Source organism: Pollutimonas sp. M17, assembly GCF_025836975.1.
Taxonomy (GTDB): domain Bacteria; phylum Pseudomonadota; class Gammaproteobacteria; order Burkholderiales; family Burkholderiaceae_B.
Genome location: NZ_CP107548.1, coordinates 362027 through 378523 on the forward strand (window position 1 = coordinate 362027; position 16497 = coordinate 378523).

General features: G+C 64.1%; 20 protein-coding genes. 7 read left to right on the forward strand and 13 right to left on the reverse strand.

Annotated elements, in window-relative coordinates:
• Positions 1-59 precede the first annotated feature (59 nt).
• The 3 genes from OEG81_RS01680 to OEG81_RS01690 form a co-directional block, all read right to left on the reverse strand.
• Positions 60-551: a hypothetical protein gene (locus OEG81_RS01680; protein WP_264130970.1), complete on the reverse strand. Its 492-nt coding sequence runs from the start codon at positions 549-551 to the stop codon at positions 60-62.
• A 151-nt stretch (positions 552-702) separates the two neighbouring features.
• A complete protein-coding gene (locus OEG81_RS01685) occupies positions 703-1719 on the reverse strand; it encodes a C45 family autoproteolytic acyltransferase/hydolase (RefSeq protein ID WP_264130971.1) in 1017 nt (338 codons plus the stop codon).
• An 8-nt stretch (positions 1720-1727) separates the two neighbouring features.
• Positions 1728-2609 (reverse strand): MurR/RpiR family transcriptional regulator, encoded by an 882-nt coding sequence (locus OEG81_RS01690; protein WP_264130972.1) that lies wholly within the window; start codon positions 2607-2609, stop codon positions 1728-1730.
• Positions 2610-2688: 79 nt separating this feature from the next.
• Here OEG81_RS01690 and OEG81_RS01695 point away from each other — a divergent pair, with 79 nt between their 5' ends.
• Positions 2689-4014 carry an aspartate aminotransferase family protein gene (locus OEG81_RS01695; RefSeq protein ID WP_264130973.1) on the forward strand — a complete coding sequence of 442 codons (1326 nt, stop codon included), beginning with the start codon at positions 2689-2691 and terminating at the stop codon, positions 4012-4014.
• A gap of 102 nt (positions 4015-4116) precedes the next feature.
• The gene (locus OEG81_RS01700) at positions 4117-4641 is read left to right on the forward strand and encodes a carboxymuconolactone decarboxylase family protein (RefSeq protein WP_264130974.1); all 525 of its coding nucleotides are present in this window, start codon (positions 4117-4119) and stop codon (positions 4639-4641) included.
• Positions 4642-5047: 406 nt separating this feature from the next.
• Here the strand turns inward: OEG81_RS01700 and OEG81_RS01705 are convergent, their stop codons facing one another.
• Complete coding sequence (locus OEG81_RS01705; RefSeq protein WP_264130975.1) at positions 5048-5677, reverse strand: cob(I)yrinic acid a,c-diamide adenosyltransferase; 630 nt, start codon at positions 5675-5677, stop codon at positions 5048-5050.
• A 16-nt stretch (positions 5678-5693) separates the two neighbouring features.
• Positions 5694-6197 (reverse strand): N-acetyltransferase family protein, encoded by a 504-nt coding sequence (locus tag OEG81_RS01710; RefSeq protein ID WP_412034095.1) that lies wholly within the window; start codon positions 6195-6197, stop codon positions 5694-5696.
• 53 nt (positions 6198-6250) lie between these two features.
• Here OEG81_RS01710 and OEG81_RS01715 point away from each other — a divergent pair, with 53 nt between their 5' ends.
• The gene (locus tag OEG81_RS01715) at positions 6251-6553 is read left to right on the forward strand and encodes a copper-binding protein (RefSeq protein WP_264130976.1); all 303 of its coding nucleotides are present in this window, start codon (positions 6251-6253) and stop codon (positions 6551-6553) included.
• A gap of 94 nt (positions 6554-6647) precedes the next feature.
• On the opposite strand, the gene hslU is transcribed toward OEG81_RS01715, so the two are convergent.
• From hslU to OEG81_RS01740, 5 genes are all read right to left on the reverse strand, one after another.
• Positions 6648-7979, reverse strand: a complete 1332-nt coding sequence (gene hslU, locus OEG81_RS01720) for an ATP-dependent protease ATPase subunit HslU (protein ID WP_264130977.1) — start codon at positions 7977-7979, stop codon at positions 6648-6650.
• 60 nt (positions 7980-8039) lie between these two features.
• Positions 8040-8573, reverse strand: a complete 534-nt coding sequence (gene hslV, locus OEG81_RS01725) for an ATP-dependent protease subunit HslV (protein WP_264130978.1) — start codon at positions 8571-8573, stop codon at positions 8040-8042.
• Between the two features lie 125 nt (positions 8574-8698).
• Complete coding sequence (gene dksA, locus OEG81_RS01730; protein WP_264130979.1) at positions 8699-9142, reverse strand: RNA polymerase-binding protein DksA; 444 nt, start codon at positions 9140-9142, stop codon at positions 8699-8701.
• Positions 9143-9215: 73 nt separating this feature from the next.
• On the reverse strand, positions 9216-10319 hold the full coding sequence (locus OEG81_RS01735; protein WP_264130980.1) for a CobW family GTP-binding protein: 1104 nt from the start codon (positions 10317-10319) through the stop codon (positions 9216-9218).
• 147 nt (positions 10320-10466) lie between these two features.
• On the reverse strand, positions 10467-10937 hold the full coding sequence (locus OEG81_RS01740; protein WP_264130981.1) for a Fur family transcriptional regulator: 471 nt from the start codon (positions 10935-10937) through the stop codon (positions 10467-10469).
• A 149-nt stretch (positions 10938-11086) separates the two neighbouring features.
• Here OEG81_RS01740 and OEG81_RS01745 point away from each other — a divergent pair, with 149 nt between their 5' ends.
• From OEG81_RS01745 to OEG81_RS01760, 4 genes are read left to right on the forward strand one after another with little or no spacing between them, the layout of a single operon-like run.
• Positions 11087-11236, forward strand: a complete 150-nt coding sequence (locus OEG81_RS01745) for a hypothetical protein (RefSeq protein WP_264130982.1) — start codon at positions 11087-11089, stop codon at positions 11234-11236.
• 8 nt (positions 11237-11244) lie between these two features.
• Positions 11245-11961: a metal ABC transporter ATP-binding protein gene (locus OEG81_RS01750; protein WP_264130983.1), complete on the forward strand. Its 717-nt coding sequence runs from the start codon at positions 11245-11247 to the stop codon at positions 11959-11961.
• A complete protein-coding gene (locus OEG81_RS01755; protein WP_264132672.1) occupies positions 11961-12860 on the forward strand; it encodes a metal ABC transporter permease in 900 nt (299 codons plus the stop codon). The genes OEG81_RS01750 and OEG81_RS01755 overlap by 1 nt, the downstream gene beginning before the upstream one ends.
• 32 nt (positions 12861-12892) lie before the next feature.
• Entirely contained in the window at positions 12893-13882 is a 990-nt protein-coding gene (locus tag OEG81_RS01760) for a metal ABC transporter solute-binding protein, Zn/Mn family (RefSeq protein WP_264130984.1), read from the forward strand.
• A gap of 59 nt (positions 13883-13941) precedes the next feature.
• On the opposite strand, the gene xerC is transcribed toward OEG81_RS01760, so the two are convergent.
• From xerC to dapF, 3 genes are read right to left on the reverse strand one after another with little or no spacing between them, the layout of a single operon-like run.
• The gene (xerC, locus tag OEG81_RS01765) at positions 13942-14892 is read right to left on the reverse strand and encodes a tyrosine recombinase XerC (protein WP_264130985.1); all 951 of its coding nucleotides are present in this window, start codon (positions 14890-14892) and stop codon (positions 13942-13944) included.
• A gap of 9 nt (positions 14893-14901) precedes the next feature.
• Positions 14902-15588, reverse strand: a complete 687-nt coding sequence (locus OEG81_RS01770; protein ID WP_264130986.1) for a DUF484 family protein — start codon at positions 15586-15588, stop codon at positions 14902-14904.
• Entirely contained in the window at positions 15585-16481 is an 897-nt protein-coding gene (dapF, locus tag OEG81_RS01775) for a diaminopimelate epimerase (protein WP_264130987.1), read from the reverse strand. Before dapF ends, OEG81_RS01770 begins: the two co-directional genes overlap by 4 nt.
• Positions 16482-16497: the final 16 nt, after the last annotated feature.

Consider the following 16497-nt stretch of genomic DNA (forward strand, 5'->3'; position numbering starts at 1 on the left):
GGGCGCCCGGCCTTGGCGGACACGCCGCCGGGCGGCTTCCCTTCTGGCGTTGATGGGCCCTAGCGGGCAGGCCCCGCCATGCTGAGCAAGCCGGCCGTCATTTTCTGTTCGCTGCTCAGCTTGGAGTCGTTCAAAAGCTTGACCAGCGCATTGTTGGCCATGGCGAGCGCCGAGATCAGCGTGGAAACCTCGACTTGCAGGCGATCGATGCGCTGGCGGCGCTGGTCGTCGGGCAGTGTATGGTCCGCCATGGCTTTGTTCAGCTCACGCAGCTTTTCCTGCAATGCCGCCCTTAATTCGCGTATCCGCTTCAGCGCTTCTTTCACGGCGGTCGGCAGGTCGCTGTCTTCGATGTCCTGATCCCTGGCTTTGGAAGGCGAGGACAGGCTCAGGCCGGCGGGTGAAAGGCTGACGTTTATGCGGTTGTCTGCTTGCAGGGCAGGGGCCGGGTGGCCGACCGGTTTCGCGTCGGCCGGCGAGGCGGAGGAAGCGAGGCCGGCCTGGGCACTGTAAGCATCCAGAGCGGGAAAGTCGGAAATCCGGCTGGACATGGCATTCCTTTTCGCGGAGAGCCGCAAGAAACAGGAGGGACGGGGCGGCATTCGGAAGACGCCCGGGCAAGCCAAAGACTGCCCATACGCTGTTTACGGCATGCTGCCGGAGATCTTTACGTCCAGCCGTCCCAAGGGCGCCGCCGGCGCCTCATGCCAGGGCGGCGTCGGCCAGCGTGAAGCGCGCGGCCTGGCCGGGACGTTCATATACCTGCCAGTCCACCCGGTCGGGTCCTACATGGATGTCGGCGGTGGCCATGGTGTTTTCGTTGTCGCTGTCCCGAGGTGCGTCGCGGTAGATGGGAAACTCGCGGTCCGACTGATTGGCCAGGACGGCCAGCGGATCGGTGTGCAGGCCATCGAGCAGCATTTCGCCATGCTGTTGACGGTGCCGCGACGATTCGGTGACGACCTGCGGGAAGCCGGCCATGCCGGCGTGAATCACGTGGTTGGCATGCAGGGCGGCCCGCTGGACGGCCTGGGCCGATACGCCCATGGCGTTGAACTCCACGCTGTACAGCTCGGTCCGGCCGCGTTGCGCCAGGCTGAGGTGGAAGCCCCCCGCCCGCGACATGCCGCGCAGCACGCCCAGTGCGTCCTGGATGCTGGATTGGTTCAGCAGGGCGCGCGTCAGCACCATGCGAGGCAGGCCGATGGCCACCTGGCGGGAGCGCAGGTTGTTGACCGTCATGGCCAGGCCGGCCTGGGTCACCGCGAAGGTATGGCCGGGTATCGAAGCCGGATAGATGAACGAGGCGAATCCCGGACCGTTGTCGGGGGCGAAAAGCCCGATGCCGCAGTGGCCGTGGAAGCCGGGGTCGCCGTCCTCGTTGTGGGTGATACGCGGCCCGCCGGTCAGGGGCAGCTGCACGGTGGTGCAGCCGTCGGGCGCCATGGACCACAGGTCACCCCGGCAATTCCACAGGAACACGTCGTCGGGCGGCAACTGCAGTCCGTCGGCCAGGCCCAGGAGCTCCTGCCGGACTTCGGGAAAGTACCGCTCGGTCAGATCCGCCATGGCCTTGGCCGCCGCGCTGCCGCGCCAGGCCATGACGCTGTCCCAGGACGGCGATTCGATCAGGTAGGAATGGGCGGCCTCGGCGCCGAACCTGCCCAGCGCTTGCCCGATCTGGAAGGGCGACCCCGATAGCTCGATGAGTTTCAACATGGCTGAACCTATTTCGTACTTAAATACGCACCGGTCCGGTGCAATTGATCTTCGGCCTGGGCAATGCCGTCGATGGCTTGTTTGCCCGCCTTGGCCAGAAGCTGTTCGATCAGAACCTCCACCAGGGCCACCGCCGCCGCGCTGGAGGGAAAGAAGGAGTGTGTCTCCGTCGAAAAAACCAGGACGCAATCGGCATCGAGCGCAATCGGCGCCACCACGCTGTCGCAGATGGCCAGGATGCGGCTGCCCGCCTGGCGCGCGGCCTGGGCGACCCGCATGGCCTCTTGCGAATAGGGGGCGAAGCCGATGATGACGACGACGTCCCCCCGGGCGATGGCGCGCAGCTCCATTTCCAGTGTGCCGGCATCGGCGCGCAGGGCCGTGACCGAGGGGCGGAACAGGCGATACAGGTACTGGAAGGTGAAGGCGGGGGCGAACGAGGCGCGAAAGCCCGCCACGTGCACCTGCCTGGCCTTGGACAGAAGCTGTACGGCAATCGGCAGGCGCTGCGCGTTGGCCTGCTCCAGGCGCTTGATGTTGCCGGCCTGGGTGGCCATCGCCCGGCCCAGCGCGTCGCCCGATTTCTTGCCGCTCATGAGCTTGCGCGCCTGGTCGGCATAGGCCTTGGGCGCCTGCCGCAAGGATTGGACGAATACGCCTTTCAGGTCATCCCAGCCCGGATAGCCCAGGGATTGGGCCAGGCGCACCAGTGTGGCAGGCTGTACGCCGGCTTGCGCGGCCACCTTGCGCATCGAGGCGATGGGCACCTCGTTGGGAAAATCCAGCAAGTACCTGGCACCCACCTGGAATTGCGGGGTCATGCCGGAAAACTGGCTGCGTATGCGCGCGCTCAGCGCTTCCAGGGTTTGAGGAATCTGCGTGTCGGTCATGATCACGATTATATTGATTTATTTGTTGCTTGGTATATTATATAAACAACATTTGTTGAATTTATCGGCCGCCATCATCATGACACACGTTTTCCATCGCAACCCCAAGCAGCAACTCGACCTGGCCGTGCGCGGCCAGGGCATCCGGATTTTCGACCAGAACGGCAAAGGCTATATCGACGCGTCGGGCGGCGCGGCGGTGTCCTGCCTGGGCCATGGCCATCCCGACGTCATCCAGGCGATCAAAGACCAGCTGGATACGGTGGCCTATGCGCATTCGTCGTTTTTCACCACGCAGGTCACCGAGGATCTGGCCGATTTCCTGCAGCAGCGTTCGCCGGGCGACCTGGATCATGTGTACTTTGTTTCGGGCGGCTCCGAAGCGGTCGAGGCGGCGCTGAAGCTGGCGCGCCAGTATTTCGTTGAAACCGGGCAGCCGTCGCGCCGCCATTTCATCGCGCGGCGGCAAAGCTATCACGGCAACACGCTGGGCGCCCTGGCCATAGGCGGCAACGCATGGCGCCGCGAGCCTTTCCTGCCTTTGCTGGTGCCGGCGCACCATGTGTCGCCCTGCTACGCCTATCGCGACCAGCTTCCCGGCGAAACCGAGGAAGGCTACGCGCAGCGGCTGGCACAAGAGCTGGACGACAAGATCCGTGAACTGGGCGCCGAGAATGTGGCGGCCTTCGTGGCGGAAACCGTGGTCGGCGCCACCGCCGGCGCGCTCGCTCCGGTCAAGACGTATTTGCAGCGCGTGCGCGAGGTCTGCGACCGCCACGGCGTGCTGTTGATTCTGGACGAGGTGATGTCCGGCATGGGGCGCACGGGTCATTTGTTTGCCTGCGCCGAGGACGGCATCGTGCCCGATATCGTCGCCATCGCCAAGGGCCTGGGCGCGGGCTACCAGCCCATAGGGGCCATGATTGCCAGCAGCCGCATCTACGATGCCATCGTGGGCGGCAGCGGCTTCTTCCAGCATGGCCACACTTATATGGGGCATGCCACGGCCTGCGCGGCTGCGCTGGCGGTGCAGCAGGTGATCGAGCGCGACAATCTGCTGGACAATGTGCTGGCGCGCGGCGAGCAGTTGCGCAACGAGTTGCGCGGGGCCCTGGGCAAACACCCGAATGTGGGCGATATACGCGGCCGCGGCCTGTTCGTGGGTGTGGAGTTCGTGCAGGACAAGGACAGCAAGGCGACGCTGGATCCGGCCCGCAAGACGCACGCCCTGCTGAAGAAGCAGGCGATGCAGAACGGCCTGATGATGTACCCGATGGGCGGTACGATAGACGGGGTGCATGGCGATCATGTGTTGCTGGCGCCGCCCTTTATTTGCACGGAGGCCGACATCGGCGAGATCGTGTCGCGTTTCGCCGCTACCGTAAACCAGGTGCTGCCCGCCTGATTGTCACCGCCGCAAGCCGGTGGCGCGCCGCTGTCGCAGGGTGCGTTCGAGGGGCTGCGGCATACTTGAATTCATTCTTTTTCTATTCCAGGAAGCCCGCTCATGGCCCGTTTACCTTACGCCGATCTATCCCATCCCGAAGTCAGTCCGCTGGTCGAGCAGATTGTGGCGGAGCGCGGCAGCGTTCTGCACCTGTACCAGATGTTGCTGCAAAGCCCGCAGGTGGCGCGCGGCTGGCTGAATCACTTGACGGGAATACGTCATAACAGTTCTTTGCCGGGGGATCTGCGCGAGATGGTGATCATGCGTATTGCGATTCTGAATGGGGCGCCGTACGAGGCGGATCAGCATGCGCCGATTGCGCTGAAGGAAGGAATGACGCAGGGGCAGCTGGATGCGCTGAACGACTGGAAGTCGTCGACGCTGTTCAGCGACAGGGAAAGGGCGGTGCTGGCCTATACGGATACGATGACGCGGGATGTTCAGGTGCCAGATGGGGTGTTCGATGCGGTGAAGGTGTATTTCGAGCCGAAGCAGATGGTGGAGTTGACGGCTACGATTGCGACGTACAACATGGTGTCACGTTTTCTGGAAGCGTTGCAGATTCATACGCATGATGAGCGGTGAGTGCATGCTCGACGCGGGTGGCTGAAGGCGCTTGATGTTGCTCTTCATGGGTTGCCGCCTTCAAGATGATCATCGGCCGGAACACAAAATTACGGGTACTTTCTGAAGAGGTTTCTGCATTTTTTTGCGCTTCAGAGTTCTTAAGAAAGGCGGCCGCGGCAGGGGCTGCTCCGGCTTCGCGCTTCACGGCCTTGGCGTTGCCAAGGCTTCCCGTTCCAGCCAGGCCAATCGAGGCGGGTGTGGAACTCGGCCGGACGGACAGCCCCCGGCTGTCCGTCACCCGCCGGCCTCAAACAGCCACACCCTTGCATCCTCGATTGGCCTGGCTGGAACGGCGTGAGCGAGGCGCCTGCGCAGCCCCCGCCGCGGCCGCCTTTTTAGATCGTCGAGATTTGATTTCCTAGTACTAGCGGCCCCACAGCACGTCGGGGCGGCCGGCTTCGCGGTTCAGGGCGCGGGCCAGGACGAAGCATAGATCGGAAAGGCGATTCAGGTATTGCTTGACGGGCTCGTTGACGGCGGTCGTCGGAGGGTGGGCGCCATCGTTCTGGCTTTCCATGGCTGCTGCATCGGGCGTGTCGCCGCGATGCGCCGCATTGCCGTGGGCCGTTTCCGCCTTGTCCAGGGCAATGACCGAGCGTTCGGCGCGCCGGCATACGGTGCGCGCCATGTGGGCCAGGGCGGCGGCGCGGGTGCCGCCGGGCAGGATAAATTCCTGCAGTTTGCCCAGGTCGGCGTTGTAATGGGCCAGCGCCTGTTCCAGAAACAGCACGTGTTCCTTCTTCAGTGCCACGTGGCCGGGGATGCACAGTTCGGCGCCCAGGTCGAACAGGTCGTTTTGCACGCGGGCAAGCAGGGTGTCGATGTCCTGGGGCAGGGATTCGCTGCGCAGCAGGCCCAGGGTGCTGTTCAGTTCGTCGACGTCGCCCATGGCGGCGATGCGCGGGGAGTCCTTGTCGACGCGGCTGCCGTCGCCCAGTCCGGTGGTGCCCTTGTCGCCGGTACGGGTGGTGATGATGGACAGGCGTGTGCTCATGGTGGATATCTCGTGTTCAGTCGGCGGCCAGCCGGTTCAGCGATGGTCCGGTGACGCGGACGATGCGCCACTCGGGCAAGATGTCGGCGCCCAGGTATCTGTAGAAGTCGATGGCATTCTGGTTCCAGTCCAGGACCGTCCATTCGAATCGGCCGCAGCCTTGCTCCACGGCCATGCGCGCCAGGTGCTTGAGCGCCAGCTTGCCCACGCCCCGGCCGCGATGGGCGGGCTGTACGTACAGGTCTTCCAGGTACAGGCCGCGCTTGTCCAGGAAGCTGGAGTAGTTGTGGAACCACATGACGTAGGCCACGGGAAGGTCGGGCTGGTCGCTGGTATGGGCGACCAGGCAGTTGGCGGCGGGCTGGGGGCCGAAGAAGCTGGCGTGCAGGCTTGTTTCGGTGGCCTTGAAGATGTCGGTCAGCTTCTCGAATTGCGCCATTTCACGCATGAGCGCAAGTATATGAGGGATGTCCGCCTGGCGGGCGGCGCGCAATTGGTAAGCGGGTGTGGCGGATGACAAGCCTGATCCTTGTTTTGGCGTTATGCTGAGTGTATCAATCAGGAGTTTAGCTTATGCAATTCACGAATCGGCAAGGCATGCGGGCGCTGGCGGCGGCCCTGGCGCTGACTTCGTTCTACTCGGTTTCCGCGCAGGCCCAGGAGGCCAGCGCATCGGGCGAGGTGCGCCGTGTGGATGCGGCGGCCGGCAAGGTCACCATCAAGCACGGCGCGATCTCCGATTTGCAGTTGCCCGCCATGACGCTGGTCTACCGGATCGATCCCGCGCTGCTGGCGGGCATACAGCCGGGCGACAAGGTGAAGTTCACCGCCAGGCGCGAAGGCGGGCAGTACGTGATTATCGAGATCTCCAAGTAAGTAAAAGTGGGCGCCCAGCATGGGCGCCCCTTGTCTTTGCATGGATAGGCCGGAATGCCGGCCGCGGCAAGGCCTTGGCCGATGGTAGAGGGCTCTATAGCACGTAGCGCGCCAGGTCCTGGCTGCTGGCTGCTTCCTCCAGCTTGGCATTGACGTAGGCGGCATCGATGACGACGGTCTGGCCGCTGCTGGCGGTGGCGTCGAACGACAGGTCTTCCAGCAGCTTTTCCATGACGGTGTACAGGCGCCGCGCGCCGATGTTTTCGGTGCGTTCGTTCACATCGAAGGCCAGTTCGGCCAGACGCTGTATGCCCTCGTCGGTGAAGTCCAGCGTAACGTCCTCGGTTCCCAACAAAGCCTTGTACTGCTTGGTCAGCGACGAGTCGGTCTCGCACAGTATGCGCACGAAGTCCTGGGCGGTCAGCGAGTCGAGTTCGACGCGTATGGGAAAGCGGCCCTGCAATTCGGGAATCAGGTCGGAGGGGCGCGACAGGTGGAAGGCGCCCGAGGCGATGAACAGGATATGGTCGGTGCGGACCACGCCGTACTTGGTGTTGACGGTGGTGCCTTCGACCAGCGGCAGCAGGTCGCGCTGCACGCCCTGGCGCGAAACGTCGCCGCCGGAGTGTTCCTGCCGGGTGGCGATCTTGTCGATCTCATCCAGGAAGACGATGCCGTTCTGCTCGGCGTTGGCCACGGCCACGGTGCGCAGGTCTTCCTCGTTGATGCGGCGGCCGGCTTCTTCTTCGGTCAGCAGCTTGAAGGCTTCCTTGACCGACATTTTCCGCGACTTCTTCTTGTCGCGGCCCAGACCGGCGAACATGCCTTTCAACTGTTCGGTCATTTCCTCCATGCCGGGCGGGGCCATGATCTCCATTTGCGGAGCGGCCTGGGCGACTTCGATCTCGATCTGCATGTCGTCCAGCTTGCCTTCGCGCAGGCGTTTGCGGAAGGTCTGGCGCGCCGTGTTTTCTTCGCGCTCGGGTTCGCCGCTGGCATTGCGGGACGGCGACACCAGGACGTCGAGGATGCGGTCTTCGGCGGCGTCTTCCGCCTGGGTGCGCACGCGGCGCATTTCGACGTCGCGCGTCTGCTTGACCGAGATTTCGACCAGATCCCGGATGATGGTGTCGACGTCGCGGCCGACATAGCCGACTTCGGTGAATTTGGTGGCTTCGATCTTGATGAAGGGGGCGTTGGCCAGCTTGGCCAGGCGCCGTGCGATCTCGGTCTTGCCGACGCCGGTGGGCCCGATCATGAGTATGTTCTTGGGCACGATCTCGTTGCGCAGCGGCTCGGGCACCTGCTGGCGGCGCCAGCGGTTGCGCAGGGCGACCGCCACGGAACGCTTGGCGCGGTCTTGTCCGACGATGTTCTTGTCGAGTTCGGAGACGATTTCCCCGGGGGTCATGGTGGTGGCAGACATAGTTGTGCTTTCTTCAAATGCGTGGACGGCGGCGGCATCGAGCGGGCGCGATGCCACGGCTCAGAGTGTTTCGACGATGTGGTTCTGGTTGGTGTAGATGCACAGGTCGCCTGCGATCTCCAGCGACTTCTTGACGATGTCGGCGGGCGCCATATCGGTGTTCTGCAGCAGGGCCAATGCGGCGGACTGCGCATAGGCGCCGCCGGAGCCGATGGCCGCCAGGCCGTGCTCGGGCTCCAGCACGTCGCCGTTGCCGGTCAGGACCAGGGTGTGCTCCTTGTCGGCCACGATCAGCATGGCTTCCAGGCGGCGCAGCACGCGGTCGGTGCGCCAGTCCTTGGTCAGTTCCACGGCGGCGCGCATCAGGTTGCCCTGGTGCTTCTCCAGTTTTGCCTCGAAGCGTTCCTGCAGGGTGAATGCGTCGGCCGTGGCGCCGGCAAAGCCGGCCAGGATCTTGTCCTGATACAGGCGGCGTATTTTGCGCGCCGTGCCTTTGATGACGATATTGCCCAGGGTGACCTGGCCGTCTCCGCCCAGGGCGACGTCGTTGCCGCGGCGGACACAAATGATGGTGGTGGCGTGAAATTGTTCCATGGATCTTCCTTTGAACGTTTCATCTGGGGATGGAACCGGAAAGTTCAAGGGGAAATCCGCAAGGGGAATCCGTGGGCCGGGCCTGGAGGCCCGGCCGCATGGCGAGAAAACGCCCGGCGAAAGGGTCAGTCGCCGTACAGCTTCTGGCGCATTTCGCGGCGTTCCTGGGCTTCCAGCGACAGCGTGGCGGTAGGACGTGCCAGCAGGCGCGCGATGCCTATGGGCTCGCCTGTTTCCTCGCACCAGCCGTATTCGCCGGAGTCGATCAAGGTAATAGACTGTTGCACTTTTTTCAGGAGCTTGCGCTCGCGGTCGCGAGTGCGCAGTTCCAGCGCGTGCTCTTCCTCGATCGTCGCTCGGTCGGCCGGATCCGGCACGAACTGCGTTTCGCGCAGGTTCTCGGTGGTGGCGTCGGCATTGTTCAGGATTTCCTGTTCAAGCTCTTTCAGTCGGTTCCTGAAAAAAGCGAGCTGATCCTGATTCATGTAGTCGGATTCAGGCATTGCCAACAACTCTTTCTCTGTCAGCAAACGCGGCTGGTTTTTTGCGGCGGCTGATTTGCTTGCCATGATGTGTCCTCTTTTTGTAGTGTTGGTGCTTGGGGCCCGTACCGCTGTCAACGTTGTTGCGATGGGCCCGCTATCAGACCAAGCATTGTTCCAGACCCCTGGTGAAGATCTCCTGGGGAAGTTTACGGCCTATGAACACCATTTTGGTATTAGGCTTTTCGCCGGATAGCCACGGTTTTCCAGGTTCGGCGCCCATCATCATGTGGACGCCCTGGAACAGCATGCGGCGGTTGATTCCTTTTAAATACAGTATGCCTTTGTAGCGGAGCAGGTCGGGGCCGTACACCTGGACGATGCCGCCCAGGAATTCTTCGAGCCGCTCCGGGTCGAAGGCTTTGTTCGAGCGGAACACGAAAGCGCCGATTTCATCGTCGTGATGCGCATGATGATGATCGTGATGGTGTCCGCAATGGGCTCCGCATTCGCCTTCGTGGTCATGATCATGATCATGGTCGTGGCCATGGTCATGGCCGTGGTCGTGCGCGGCGTCGGGATGTTCATCGGCCAGGAAGTCCGGGTCGATGTCCAGTATGGTGTTCAGGTTGAAGCCACTGATGTCCAGCAGCGATTTCAGGTCGGTTTCGCCGAAATTGACCGGTGTTATCGATGCGCGCGGGTTGATGCGCACGATGCGCGCGCGCAGCGCCTGGTAGTCCGCTTCGTTGACCAGGTCTTTCTTGGAAATGAGGATCCGGTCGGCGAAGCCGATCTGCTTCTGCGATTCTTCCTGCTTGTCCAGCGTTTCCATGCCGTGCTTGGCGTCGACCACGGTGATCACGGCGTCCAGCCGGTAGTAGTCGGCGATCTCGTCGTCCATGAAGAAAGTCTGGCAGACGGGACCGGGATTGGCCATGCCGGTGGTCTCGATGATGACGCGTTCGAAATTCAACTGACCGGCCTGGCGCTTGACGCGCAGCTCGTTGAGCGTGCGCATGAGATCGCCGCGCACCGTGCAGCATACGCAGCCGTTGCTCAGTTCGACGATTTCCTCTTCGCTGTCTTGCACCAGCAGGTCGTTGTCGATGCTTTCCGGCCCGAATTCGTTTTCGATGACGGCAATGCGGCGCCCGTGATACTCGGTCAGAATGCGCTTGAGCAGGGTGGTTTTTCCTGCGCCAAGAAAACCTGTAAGTATGGTTACCGGAACCATTTTTCCGGTGTCAATAGCGGCTTTCATCGTGTGCCTCGCAAGCACGGCCCGAACACCTGTACCGCCGGCGTGTCAGCAAGCGGCTATATCATGGATTCGTACCGCGCAAAAAAACTCAACGTGCGATTACATCACAGCATACGCTTTAGAGCAAACATGCGCTGGATATGTGTATTAATGCGCGTGCGGGCTGCATCTCCTGCATAGCGCACGCAGCTCTGTTTCGTGGTCGGAGAGCTCGAAACCCGCGTCGGCCACCTTGCGGGCCAGCTGGCGGCTGAGGCCGGGGTCGCTCAGTTCGGCCACGGCGCCGCACTGTGTGCACACCACCAGCAGGTCGTGCGGCTCGCCGGCCGCGTCCATGCAGGCCGTCCAGGCGTTGATGGCGTCCAGCCTGTGAACCAGGCCTTCGTCCACCAGGAAATCCAGCGCCCGGTAGACGGTGGGGGGCGCCGCGCCGGGCTGAACGGCGCGAATCAGGTCCAGCAGCTCGTAGGCTTTGACGCTGCGATGCTCGGCCAGCAGGATCTCCAGGACCTTGCGGCGTATGGGGGTAAGCCGCTTGCCCCGTTGCACGCACAGCGATTCGGCGGTGCGCAACTGTGCTGCGAGGGCAGCCGGCTGTGTCGAATGTTTGGCTGGCATGGCTCTGCTCTATGTGTAAAAAGGAGGCGTTTGCGGCGGCAGTGTAGTACGGCCGAAGCGGCTCCGCGCGGCAAAATCCCCGGCTATGTTATAACATAACGGCCAGGCGGACAGGCGATTCGCCGCCCTTCATCCCGATTTTCACTTTCATGCACCGTTCTCCTTCCACGACTTCCCGGGGACCCCGAACTTATCGCGGCTCGGCTTTGCTGGCTTCATGCATCCGGCGCATGGCCTATATGCTGCTGGCCATCGCTTTTCTGTGGTGCCTGACGGCCTGGGCCTTGCAGTGGTGGTAGGGGCGGCCATGGCAAGCACGGTCATTGAACTGGATCAGGTATCGCTGGGCTGGCGGGACCGCGTGGCGGTGCGCGACGTGTCGGGCGTGTTTGCGCGGGGCTCGCTCACCGCGATCGTGGGGCCCAACGGGGCCGGCAAATCGACCCTGGTCAAAGGCATCATGGGCCTGGTCAGCCCGTTGCGCGGCCAGATCCGCCTGGCGGACGATGCCCGTACGCAAATTGCCTGTCTGCCGCAATTGGGCGAGCTGGACCGCAGCTTTCCCATCACTGTCTACGATCTGGTCGCCATGGGCGCATGGCGGCGCGTGGGCGCATGGAAGCATTTCGACGCGGCCGAGCGCGAGCGCGTGCAGTCGGCGCTGGATGTCGTGGGCCTGGCCGATTTCGGATCGCGCATCATCGGCACCTTATCCGGCGGCCAGCTGCAGCGTGCGCTCTTCGCCCGCCTGCTGCTGCACGATGCGGCCACTCTGCTGCTGGACGAGCCTTTCGCGGCCGTGGACCGACACACGACGGACGATCTGATGGCCTTGCTGCACCGATGGCATGACGAGGGGCGCACGGTCATTGCCGTGCTGCACGATCTGGATATGGTGCGGGCCCATTTCCCGCAGGCCTTGCTGATGGCGGGGCAGGCGGTGGCCTGGGGACCGACCGAAACGGTGCTGACGCCGGAGAACCTGCATCTGGCGCGCCATTTGTGCGCGGGAGACTACTTGTGATGTGGCTGATAGACTGGCTGTTCGGCCCCTTCATCGACTACGGCTTCATGCGCCGCGCATTGGCGGGCTCTTTGGCGCTGGCATTCGCGGCGGGGCCCCTGGGCGTTTTCTTGGTGCTGCGCCGCATGAGCCTGATGGGCGACGCCATGGCCCACGCCATTTTGCCCGGCGTGGCGGTGGGCTTCCTGACCGCGGGATTGTCCCTGGGCGCCATGACGCTGGGGGGCATGGTCACCGGCCTGGTGGTGGCCATGCTGGCCGGCACCGTGGCGCGCCTGACCCCGCAGCGCGAGGATGCAAGCTTTGCCGCCTTTTATCTGGTTTCCCTTGGCCTGGGCGTGCTGCTGGTGTCCCTGCGGGGTTCCAATATGGATCTGATCCACGTCCTGTTCGGCACGGTGCTGGGCCTCGATGATGCGGCGCTGCTGCTGGTGACCTCCGCGTCCAGCGTGACCTTGCTGGTGCTTGCCCTGATCTTCCGGCCCCTGGTGTTGGAGTGCCTGGATCCCCTTTTCCTGCGCAGCCATGGATCGGCGGGCACCTTCATCCACATGGTCTTCCTGGTGCTGCTGGTGATGACGCTGGTTGCCGGCTTCCAGGTGTTGGGCACGCTGATGGTGGTGGGCATCATGATGCTGCCGGCGACCGCCGCGCGTTTCTGGGCGGGCTCCGCCGGCCGCCAGATGGCGCTGGCGGCCGCGCTGGGGGCCGTGGCCTCGTATGCGGGCCTGCTGCTTTCGTACTACGCCAATGTTCCGGCTTCACCGGCGATTATTCTTTCGGCAGGATGCATCTATTTCCTGTCGATTTTCTTCGGCCCCCTGGGCGGGCTGCTGCAAGCCGCGCGCCAGGCGCGCGCAAGGCGCCAGCGCCTGTCCCGCATTTCGGAGCAACTTTAATGGTCCACGCCAATACAGCTTATGGTTTCTCCATGACGCGCCGAACAGTACTCGGGGCGCTGGCGGGCCTTGCGCTGGCCGCCGCGATATCCCCGGCATCGGCGGCCCGCGGGCCGGCGGCCGGTGCGCCGCTCAAGGTCGTCGCCAGCTTTTCCATCCTGGGCGACATGGTCCGGGAGATCGGCGGGGAGAATGTGGCATTGACCACTCTGGTTGGAGCGAACGGCGATGTGCATTCCTTTGAACCGTCGCCCCAGGACGCGAAAGCGTTGTCCCAGGCCGAGGTATTGGTGCTGAACGGGCTGGACTTCGAAGGCTGGCTTCCTCGACTGGTGCAGTCATCGGGCTTCAAGGGTCGCCAGATCCTGGCATCCAAAGGCATCGCCGTGCGCCGCTTGAGCGCCGACGAGGTGGCGGGCGGCGACAGCCATGGGCGCGACCGCGACGGTCATGATCATGATGACCCGGGGCACGGCCATCACCATGCCGTTGGCGATGTCGACCCCCATGCCTGGCAGGACCTGCGCAACGGTAAGATCTATGCCCAGAACATCGCCGACGGGCTGGCGCAGGCCGATCCCCCGCGCGGCGGCTATTACAAGATGCGGGCGAAGCTGTATATCGACAAAATGAGCAAGCTCGATGCGGAAATCAGGAGCGCGCTGGCCGATATACCGGCGAACCGGCGCGTGGTGATTACCTCGCACGATGCGTTCGGCTATTTTGCGCAGGCCTATGGCATACGCTTCATCGCGGTGGCGGGCCTGTCCAGCGAAGCCGAGCCGTCGGCCAGCGAACTGGCCGCCATCGTCGATCGGGCCAGGAAGGAGCATGTGGCCGGCGTCTTCATCGAAAGCGGCACCAACTCCAGGCTGGTCAAGCAGCTGGCGCGCGAGACGGGGATAAAGATGGGCGGCACGCTGTATTCCGACGCGCTGGCGCCGGCCGATGCGCCGGCCGCAAGCTATCTGGGCATGTTCAGCTGGAACGCGGGCCGGCTTATCTATGTGCTGACACGCTGAGCGCTGGCGGTGATCCGGCATCGGCCGGCTTTCATGGCGCCTTGGGCCGCGTCCGGGCGTCAGCGTTTCCTGCCCGCGCGGGGATGCGCCTGGTCGTAGACCTGGGCCAGGTGCTGGAAGTCCAGGCGGGTATAGATCTGCGTGGTCGAGATGTTGGCATGGCCCAGCATTTCCTGCACCGCCCGCAGGTCCTGGGCCGATTGCAGCATGTGGCTGGCGAAGCTGTGCCGCAGGCTGTGCGGATGCACATGCACCGGCAATCCCGCCAGTGTCGCCAGCTTGTCCAGCTGAAGCTGGACCACCCTGGGTGAAATCCGCTTCCCGCGCGCGCCCAGGAACAGGGCGCAACGGGCGTCCATGCCGGCCGACGGATCCAGCAGGCTGTCGCGCACATCCAGCCACCGCTCGATGGCGGCGATGGCTTGCGCGCCCAGCGGCACGTTGCGGGTTTTGCCGCCTTTGCCCTTGACGATGGCTTCATGCTCCTGCAGCTGCACCCAGCTTTGCGACTCGTACGATTCCTGGCGGGCATAGCGCCAGTCCAGGCTGACCAGTTCGGCCAGGCGCAGGCCGCTGGAGTACAGGATCTCGAACATGGCCTGGTCGCGGCATTCGATCGGGGTTTCAGGCGCCGGCAGGCCGGGCCTGTCCAGCAAGACCTGGGCCTGTTCCACGGACAGGGCCTTGGGCAGGCTGCGGGGAGCCTTGGGCGCGCGCACGCCCGCCGCGGGATTGGCTTCCATGCCGGCGCCCGGTGCCCACCATTGATAGAAGCCACGCCAGGCGGCCAGGGCCCGGGCCAGGCTGCGCGGCTTCAGTCCTTGTCCGTGCAGGCGGGCGATGGCCTGGCGGATGTGGCTTTCGGTGTACTGTTCGAGCGCGGTGCCGGCGTGGCACTGGATCAGGTGGCGCAGGTCCTGGCGATAGCCCGCCAGGGTATGTTCCGAGTAGCGCCGGTTGGCCCGTAGATGGGCAAGCCATTGCTCCATGGGATTGGGCAAGGCATGCATGCTGAACCCCTATGCGTAGTCGTCCTGGTCGGGCGAGCCGCGCAGCCGCGACAGGCTGGCGCTGGCCAGCTGGTTTATGGTGTCCAGAAAGGCCGTGCCCATGTCGGGGGTGAAGCGCTCGGCTTCGTCCGAGCCCAGGACCAGCAGGCCGATGGGCTCGCTGCTGCCTGGGGGCCGCAGGCCGATGATGGCCAGGGATGCGGGAGCCGTGCCCAGCCAGCCAGCGGCCTCCTGGTCACGCAAAGGGCCGCAATACGGCTTGACCAGCTCGCGCGCATAGGCCCTGATCGATTCGGTCACGTCTTCGTTGAACTCGCTGCCGGTCAGCCGGGGCAGGTCCCAGACCCGCAAGGCGATGGTGGGCAGGTCGAACAAGTCGCCCAGGCTGCGCACGATATGCGCCGGAATCTGGCTGGCGTCGTCCTCGGCCAGCATGCGGCAGCACCAGTCGTTCAGGGTCTTGCTGATTCTTTCGTTGCCGCTGGCGTTGTGGACCAGGCCGGACAATTGCCATTCCAGGTCCTTGGCGCGCGCGCGCAAGGTCATGATCTGCCGTTCGCCCAGGGATATGGCGCGCGTTTCGTTGGGGTGGGGCACGCGCAGGTTGGCGAACAGTTCGGCATGCTCCTGGAAGAAGGCCGGGTGGGTTTGCAGGAAATGCGCGACGTCGTCGGCGGAAAGGCTGTCTTCGGTCATGGCGTCAGTGCATCCTTGTTGGTGAGTTGTTCTGTCAAAGCGTCGATGTCGACTTGGCCGGAAAACACGGTGGCGGCGGGGCCGCTCATGCGCAGGCCACCCTGGTCGTCCCAGGCCACGGTCAGCCGCCCGCCGCGGGTATGGACCTGCACGGGGCTGTCCAGCAGGCCGCGCCGTATGCCGGCGACCACCGCGGCGCAGGCGCCGGTTCCGCAGGCCAGGGTTTCGCCGGCCCCGCGTTCGTAGACGCGCAACTTGATGGCATGCCGATCGAGCACTTGCATGAAGCCGGCGTTGACGCGCTGCGCGAAACGCGGATGCGACTCGATCAGCGGCCCGGCCGTCCCGACGGGCGCCGTGTCGGTATCGGCCACCACCTGCACCGCATGGGGATTGGAAATGGCCACCAGGGACAGCACGGCATCCCCATGGCCCGGCAAGGGCAGGGTCCATACGGTGTCGCCGCCGCAGGGCGCCGATTGCAGGTCCCGGGTGTCGAAGGCAAGCGCCTCGGGTTCGAAGCGGGTCTGGCCCATTTCGACCGAAACGCCGTCGGCGCCGGAGTTGTCGAGCGTGATGAGCCCGGTGCTGATCTCGGCGCGCAGCGGATTGCGCCGCGACAGGCCCTGCTCGTGGACGAAGCGCACGAAGCAGCGCGCGCCATTGCCGCAATGCTCGACTTCGCCGCCATCGGCGTTGAAGATGCGATAGCGGAAATCGGCCTCGGGATGGGCCGGGTTCTCGACCAGCAGGATCTGGTCGGCACCCACGCCGAAATGGCGGTCCGCCAGCGCTCGCGCCCGGTCGGGCGTCATTTCGATGGATTGGCGCACGCCGTCCAGCACCACGAAATCGTTGCCGGCGCCGTGCATTTTTACGAAGTTCCAGATCATGGTGGCAATTATCCCG